Consider the following 7,501-nt stretch of genomic DNA (forward strand, 5'->3'; position numbering starts at 1 on the left):
CGCCCGCGACAGCGGGATGCCGCTCGCCGGAGCCGGGGAGCCGCGACCTGCCTGCGGTGAGGGAAGAGGGATGGTGGTCCGCCGTGCGTGTGGACATCTGGAGTGACGTCGTCTGCCCCTGGTGCTACGTGGGCAAGGCCCGGTTCGACCGGGCGCTGGACGCGTTCGAGCACCGCGGCGAGGTGGTGGTGCATTTCCACTCCTACGAGCTGGCCCCGGGCCTGCCCCGCGGCGGCTCCGAGCCGCTGCTCGACGCACTCGCCCGCAAGGTCGCCGACGTGCCCGCCGCCGAGATCGCGCGCAGGGAGCACCGCGTCGCCGACGCCGCCCGCGCCGAGGGGCTCGACTACCGCAGCGACCGGCGCAACGGCAGCACCTTCGACCTGCACCGGCTGCTGCACCTGGCCGCCGACGCGGGCCGGCGGAGCGAGGCGGTCGCCGCGCTGAACCAGGCCCACTTCGGCGCCGCCCGCGACGTGTTCGATCCCGAGGTGGCCGTCGAGGTGTTCACCGGCGCCGGCCTGGACCCGGTCGAGATCCGCCGGGTGCTCGCCGGTGACGCCTACGCCGACCGGGTCTTCGCCGACGAACGCGCCGCCCACGACCTGCGCATCACCGGCGTGCCGTTCGTCGTCATCGACGGCACCGTCGGCGTGTCCGGGGCGCGTCCCACCGAGCTGTTCACCCGCGCCCTCGACCAGGCCTGGGCGCGCCGCCCCCGCCAGCGCGTCGCCTGAGCCACCTCCCCACCCGCGTGCCGCCCATCCCTGCGCCACCAGCCCGAAGGCGGGGGAGGACACCATGACCGCACCCGCCGATCCCGGTGGGGCGCCGTTCACGGGAACGGCCAGCGAGCACCGCGCGCACAACCAGGCGTACTGGGACGAGCGTGTCGCCCTGCACCTGGCCAGTGACCTCTACGACGTCGACAGGTTCCGGGCGCGGCGCGACACGCTGCGCCCGTTCGAGGTCACCGAGGTCGGCGACGTCACCGGCCGCCGCCTGGCCCACCCACAGTGCCACTTCGGGCTGGACACGCTGTCGTGGGCGGCACGCGGCGCCCAGGTCAGCGGTCTGGACTTCTCCCCGGCGGCGATCGCCGCGGCCCGCGCGCTCGCCGCCGAGTGTGACCTGCCCGCCCGTTTCGTCGTCGCCGACGTGTACGACGCCCCGGCAGTCCTCGGCGCGGGGGCGTACGACATCGTCTACACCGGGTTCGGCGCGCTGGTGTGGCTGGACGATCTGACCCGCTGGGCCGCGGCGATGGCCGCCCTGCTCACCCCGGGCGGCTTCCTGTACCTGGCCGAGTTCCATCCCTTCGCCGGCATCCTCGACGAGACCGACGGCCGGTGCGTCACCGAGGACTACTTCGCCGGCGGCCCCCGCCGCTGGGAGAGCACCGGTTCCTACGCGGACGCGCGGGCGGTGACCACGGCGAACATCACCGTCCAGCGCGACCACACCCTCGGCGAGATCGTCAGCGCGGTGGCGGGCGCGGGCCTGCGCGTCGAGTTCCTCCACGAGCATCCCGTCACCCTGTTCGCCCGCACGGCCGCTCTGCGCCGCGGCCCCGACAGGCTGTTCCGCCCACCCGCCGGGGCGCCCCGGGTGCCGCTGACCTACACCCTGCGCGCCGCGAAACCACCGCTGTGACGCCGGCCGCTCGGGTACGGTCGGCGCCGTGAAGGACACCACGGCGGCGCACACCGCCCCGGCGCAGACCCCCCAGGCGCAGGTCACCACGGCGCGGGCGTCCAGGAGCCCCCTCACGACCCCCGTCACACCCGGCACCACGACACGCGACGCCGCGGCCGCTCACCCCGCCGCGGACGGCGTCGACAGCGCCGCGGAGGGCGTCGACAGTGAGGGGCTGCACCGGCGGCACGCGCCGAGCGCGGCCGCGTTCGACCTGGTGTTCACCCACTGCCGGATCGTGGGGGACGTCGCCGCCGCGCTGCTGGCCGCCGGTGCCGCGCCGCGCGCCGACCGGGAGCTGCTGCGCGCCGGGGCGCTGCTGCACGACATCGGCGTCTACCGCCTCTACGACGCCACCGGCCGCCTCGACCACGCCCAGTACCTGCGCCACGGCGTGCTCGGCCACGCGCTGCTCGCCGCCGAGGGCCTGCCCGAGAGCCTGTGCCGCTTCTGCTCGTGTCACACCGGCGTCGGTCTGACCCGTGAGGACATCGAGGTTGGCGGCCTGCCGATCCCGCCCGCGGACTACCTCGCCGAGACGGTCGAGGAACGGCTCGTCATGTACGCCGACAAGTTCCACTCCAAAAGCCATCCGGGCAGCTTCCTCACCGTCGACGCCTACCGGGCCCATGTGCGCCGTTTCGGCGCGGCGAAGGTGCGGGGCTTCGACGCGCTCGTCGCCGAGTTCGGCGTCCCCGACCTGGCCCGTCTCGCCACCGCCCGCGGCATGACGATCGTCACCGGCTGAGCGCCGCCCGCTCGGCGCCATCCGGACGCCGCACCGCGCGGCGCCACCACCGGGCCGCCAGGCGCAGTCCCGCGCGCGCCAGGACACCCACGCCGAGCGCGGGCGGGGGCGAGGAGTCGCGTCAACGGCTACGGGGGGATGGGGCAGGTGAGCGCGGGTCCACTGGCACGGCGACTGGGGACGGGCGACGCGGTCGTCGTCGGCCTCGGCGCGATGATCGGCGCGGGGGTGTTCACCGCGTTCGCCCCGGCGGCGCGGGCGGCGGGGTCATGGCTGCTCGTCGGGCTCGCCGCCGCCGCGCTCGTCGCCTACTGCAACGCCACCAGCTCGGCGTGCCTGGCCGTCCGCTACCCGACGTCGGGCGGCACCTACGTCTACGGCCGGGAACGCCTCGGCGAGCTGTGGGGATACCTGGCCGGCGTCGCGTTCGTCGTCGGCAAGACCGCGTCGTGCGCGGCGATGGCACTGGGCGTCGGCGGCTACGCCTGGCCCGCGCACGCCCATCTCGTCGCCGTCGCCGCCGTCCTCGCGCTGACCGGCGCCGACCTCGCCGGGGCGCATCGCGGGGCGTTGCTGACCCGGCTGCTCGTCACGGTCGTGCTGATCGTCCTCGCCGTGGTCGTCGTCGCCTGCCTGACCTCCTCCGCGGCCGACGCCGATCAGCTCACGCTGAGCGCGCCGGCGCCCGGTGGAGCCCGCGGGGTGTTGCGGGCCGCCGGGCTGCTGTTCTTCGCCTTCGCCGGCTACGCGCGGGTGGCGACCCTCGGCGAGGAGGTCCGCGACCCGGCGCGCACAATCCCCCGCGCCATCCGGATCGCACTCACCGTCACCCTCATCGTGTATCTGCTGGTCGCGGTGGCGGTGCTGGTGGTGCTCGGCGCCGGGCGGCTCGCCGGGGCGGACGCGCCGCTGGTCGACGCGGTACGCGCCGCCGGCGCCGGCGGGCTCGCCGTGCCGGTGCGCCTCGGGGCGGTGCTGGCGGCGTGCGGGTCGCTGCTCGCGCTGCTGCTCGGGGTGTCGCGGACCACGCTGGCGATGGCCCGCGACGGGCATCTGCCCGCCGCCCTGGCCGCCGTCCATCCACGCCGGGGGGTGCCCCACCACGCGCAGCTCGCCGTCGGTGTCGCCGTGGCCGTGCTCGCCGGCCTCGCCGACCTGCGCGCCGCGATCGGCTTCTCCTCGTTCGGGGTGCTCGTCTACTACGCGATCGCCAACGCCTCGGCGTGGACGCTGCGCGACGACGAGGGCCGCCCGCCGCGGGTGGTGCCCGCCGTCGGGTTCGCCGGCTGTCTGCTGCTGGCGTTCACCCTGCCCGTGGGCGCCGTCGTGACCGGCACGGCGATCCTCGCCGCCGGTCTCGCCCTGTACGCCGCGCGCCGCGTGGGGCGACGCCGGCGGTAGCGTGGGCCTGGATGATCGATCGACGGCGGGCGGGGGTTTGCGATGACGGGCGAGATCGTCCCCGCCGGGGATGGCGTGCCGCCGGCGCTGCCCACGCCGAGCTCCGCGATGCCGGTCATGCCCGTCGTTCCGGCGGGGCCGGTGGTCGTCGTCACCGAGGTGGGACCCTCCGGTGCGGGGCCGTCCGCGGGGCAGGGGCCGTCCGGCGCGTCGGGCTCAGCCGGTCCGGTGGGGTTGAGTCCGGCGCTGGCCGGGCGGATCGGGGAGTACGCGCGGGCGGCGCGGGCGGCGTCGACGTGGCGCGCCTACGACAGCGACCTGCGCCAGTTCCACGGCTGGTGCGCCCGCCAGCCCACCCCGCTGTGCCCGCTTCCCGCGAGCCCCGCCACCGTCGCCGGCTACGTCGCCACCCTGGCCGACGCCGGCTACAAACCCTCCACGATCCGCCGCCGCCTCGCCGCGATCTCCGTGGCCCACCAGCTCGCCGGCCACCCGAATCCGGCCGCCGCCCCCGAGGTCGGCGCGGTGTGGGACGGGGTGCGCCGTACCCGCGGGATCCGCCCGACCCGCAAGGCCGCCCTCGACACCGAGCTGCTCACCCGCGTCGTCGCCGACCTGCGCGAGGACACGCTCGCCGACGTGCGCGACCGGGCGCTGCTTCTCATCGGCTTCGCCGGCTGCCTGCGCCGCGCCGAACTCGTCGGCCTCGACGTCGCCGACCTCGACGAGACCCCCGACGGCCTCGCCGTCACCATCCGCAGCTCCAAGACCGACCAGGCCGGCGCCGGCGCGCTCGTCGGCATCACCTACGGCTCCCACCGCCCCACCTGCCCGGTGCGCGCCTGGCAGGCCTGGTCGAGTGCCGCCGACCTGCGCAGCACCGGCGGCCCGGCGTTTCGCGGGGTCAACCGGCACGGCCAGGTCGGCGCGACGAGGCTGCACCCGGGCTCCGTCGCCCGCATCGTGCAGCGCCGGGTGGCCGCCGCGGGCCTCGACCCCGCCGACTTCGCCGGCCACTCGCTGCGCTCCGGCTTCGCCACCGCCGCCGCCCGCGCCGGCGTCCCCGACCGTTCGATCATGCGCCAGGGCCGCTGGCGCTCCGCGGCCAGCCTCGACGGCTACGTCCGCGCCGGCCGACTGTTCGACCGCGACAACCCGTCGGGCCGCGTCGGGCTCTGACCCCGACGGGGCCGGAGGGACCCGCTCGAGGCCCGCGCCACGCGGCGGGGGCGTTCAACGCCGCCACCAACGGTCCAGGGTCACCGCGATCAGAGCCCCCCACAGCTGGACGACGATCCCACCAGGGTCCGTCAGCCCGCCGCCGACGAGTCCGACCGCGACCACGCACACCGCCGCGAGCAGGATCGGGGGGTGCCAGCGGCGTGGATCACGCTGCGGCGATCGCGGGTGTACCGCGCCCGCCGGCGTCTGCCACGGGCCCGTGGCCCGGCCGCGTCCGGCGGTGACGTGCGGGATGCGGCGGGATCGGACGGTAGGTGCCGCCGGACGACGCGGGCGGTCTCGGCGTGCCCCGCGTCCGGCGGCCCCGCGTCGGGCGCGTCCCCCGGCAGGCCCTCGGGCGAAGCGCAGGCCTGCGCCGGCGACCGACCCCGCCGTGCCCGGATGACGCGAAAGCCTGCCTGCAGGACGATCCGGCCCTGTCCCGTGCGCCCGGCGATCTCCTCAGCGGTGGGGATGCTGGCCGGTCGGGCGAATGACGATCTCGCTGATGTCGACGGTGTCGGGCTGGTCGAGGGCGAACAGGACCGCGCGGGCGACGTCCTCGGCGGCGAGAACCGGGTCCACCTGCCGGTCGGGGGCGATCTCCCCGGCGGCGACCAGACCGGGCTGCAGGAGCGTCACCCGTACCCCGGTGTGGATGAGCTCGGCGCGCAGGGACTGGGCAAGGGCCGTGACAGCCCATTTCGTCGCCGAGTAGAGCTGGCCGGGGATGGTGACGCGGCCGGCCACCGAGCCGGTCAGAAGCAGGTGCCCGCGGGAGCGCAGGAGCGCGGGCAGGACGGCGCGGGCGACGAGCGCGGTGCCGTACACGTTGGTCAGCACCATCTCGCGCCACTGCTCGGGTGAGCCCGTGGCCGCCAGGAACGACGTGGGCGTGAACACGCCCGCGTTGGCGAACGCGGCGTCGAGCCGGCCGAACGCCTCCTCGCCGCGCTGCGCCAGCGCGGCCACCTGCTCCCACTCTCGGACGTCGCAGGGCACCGCGACGGCCCTGGCCGGGCCGCCGAGCTCGGCGGCGAGGGCACGCAGCGCGTCCGGGGATCGGGCGGCGAGCACGAGAGACCATCCGCGAGCCGCGGCCAGGCGGGCGGTGGCGGCGCCGATCCCGCCGGAGGCGCCGGTCACGAGGAGTACGGGGGCATCGCGTGGGGGGTGTGAACGCGTCATCGCCACATGATCGCGGGTGGATGCGTCCGGGTGGTTACGATCACGGCCATGCAGCCGCCTGAGCCCCATGCGCCGCCGCGCCCACCGGCCCTGCGGGTCATGGCCGCCGCGACGGCCGGTGAGCGGGAGATCCTCGAGGCGTTCCTCGACTTCCACCGCGACGTCGTCGTCCACAAGGCGCGCGGGGTGGGTGACGCGGACGCGCGGCGGCGGCTGCTGCCGTCGCGGACCACCCTTGCCGGTCTGCTACGCCATCTGACCGTCGTGGAGCAGACCTGGTTCCACCCGCTCGCCGCCGCCCCCGCGCCTCAGACGGCTCCCGCCGGGAACGCGGCGGCAGCCGAGGAGGACACGAGCTGGGACATTGCCGAGGCCACCACCCTGGACTCGCTGCTCGCCGACTACGACGACGCCTGCGCCCACTCGCGCGAGGCGTCGGCGGCGTTCGCCCTGGACGACGTCCTGTCTCACCCCGAGATCGGCCAGGTCAGCCTGCGGTGGATCTACGTGCACGTGATCGAGGAGACGGCGCGGCACGCCGGCCACGCCGACGTCATCCGTGAACTCACCGACGGCGCCGTCGGCGTCCTCGCCTGACACGGCGGTGGCGGGGCGTGAGGACCTCCCCGCATGCGCGGGGGGAGGGACGTCAAGTCTCCTGATCGGGCTGGCCGTGGCAGGCTGCGAGGTGTGAACACGGGCGGAGCCACAGCGGATCACGGGCAGGAGCGGGGAGGGCGCCATGCTCTGCCGCACGGCCCCGCGACGGCACTGTCCTGGGATGTCGTGGTGTGTCATGTCGCGGCCGACGCGGGATGGGCACGGTGGCTGTCCTGGCAGCTGGCTGATGCCGGCTACCGGGCGCTCGTCCATCCGCTCGCCACGTCCGGGCAGGACCCGCGCGGCACCCTCGGCGGTTCGGCGGGACGCGACGAGGCCGGTCCGCACCGGCAGCGGGCCCTCGGCGCGCAGGTGCTCGTCGTCTGGTCGTCAGCCGCTGCGCGAGAGCTCGCCCGGGAACCGGACCCGCGGATCGCGTTCCCCACCAGCCTTGACGACCCGGCGCGGGTGGATGGCGCACCCGTGCCGGTAGTCCTGCTCCGGGTGCAGGACTGCGCGCGCCCCGCCGCCCTGTCCGCGCTGCCCGTCGTCGACCTCGTCGATGTCGACGCGGGGCTGGCCCGCCGGGCCGGGCTGTACGAGCGGATGATCACGGACGAGGTGCCGGAGGACTGCGTCGGCGCGTTC

The 7,501-nt window shown here is 76.0% G+C and carries 7 protein-coding genes and 1 pseudogene; 7 read left to right on the plus strand and 1 reads right to left on the minus strand.

Features of this window, described 5'->3' with window-relative positions; genetic code table 11:
- Positions 1-83: 83 nt before the first annotated feature.
- From C1A33_RS16365 to C1A33_RS16385, 5 genes are all read left to right on the plus strand, one after another.
- The gene (locus C1A33_RS16365) at positions 84-737 is read left to right on the plus strand and encodes a DsbA family oxidoreductase (protein WP_101832356.1); all 654 of its coding nucleotides are present in this window, start codon (positions 84-86) and stop codon (positions 735-737) included.
- 64 nt (positions 738-801) lie between these two features.
- Complete coding sequence (locus tag C1A33_RS16370; protein WP_101832357.1) at positions 802-1,653, plus strand: class I SAM-dependent methyltransferase; 852 nt, start codon at positions 802-804, stop codon at positions 1,651-1,653.
- Positions 1,654-1,681: 28 nt separating this feature from the next.
- Positions 1,682-2,443: an HD domain-containing protein gene (locus tag C1A33_RS16375; protein ID WP_243407618.1), complete on the plus strand. Its 762-nt coding sequence runs from the start codon at positions 1,682-1,684 to the stop codon at positions 2,441-2,443.
- 138 nt (positions 2,444-2,581) lie between these two features.
- Positions 2,582-3,844: an APC family permease gene (locus C1A33_RS16380; RefSeq protein ID WP_101832358.1), complete on the plus strand. Its 1,263-nt coding sequence runs from the start codon at positions 2,582-2,584 to the stop codon at positions 3,842-3,844.
- Positions 3,845-3,886: 42 nt separating this feature from the next.
- Complete coding sequence (locus C1A33_RS16385) at positions 3,887-5,023, plus strand: site-specific integrase (RefSeq protein ID WP_243407619.1); 1,137 nt, start codon at positions 3,887-3,889, stop codon at positions 5,021-5,023.
- A gap of 504 nt (positions 5,024-5,527) precedes the next feature.
- On the opposite strand, the gene C1A33_RS16390 is transcribed toward C1A33_RS16385, so the two are convergent.
- Positions 5,528-6,253, minus strand: coding sequence for an SDR family oxidoreductase (locus C1A33_RS16390; RefSeq protein ID WP_101832361.1), 726 nt, complete (start codon positions 6,251-6,253; stop codon positions 5,528-5,530).
- Positions 6,254-6,301: 48 nt separating this feature from the next.
- Between C1A33_RS16390 and C1A33_RS16395 the strand changes: the two genes are divergently transcribed.
- Together C1A33_RS16395 and C1A33_RS16400 are read left to right on the plus strand one after the other, a co-directional pair.
- The gene (locus C1A33_RS16395) at positions 6,302-6,850 is read left to right on the plus strand and encodes a DinB family protein (RefSeq protein WP_101832362.1); all 549 of its coding nucleotides are present in this window, start codon (positions 6,302-6,304) and stop codon (positions 6,848-6,850) included.
- Positions 6,851-7,042: 192 nt separating this feature from the next.
- Positions 7,043-7,501: pseudogene (locus C1A33_RS16400) on the plus strand (hypothetical protein); the annotation flags it as partial.

Source organism: Frankia canadensis, assembly GCF_900197875.1.
In the GTDB taxonomy this organism is placed as follows: domain Bacteria; phylum Actinomycetota; class Actinomycetes; order Frankiales; family Frankiaceae; genus Frankia; species Frankia canadensis.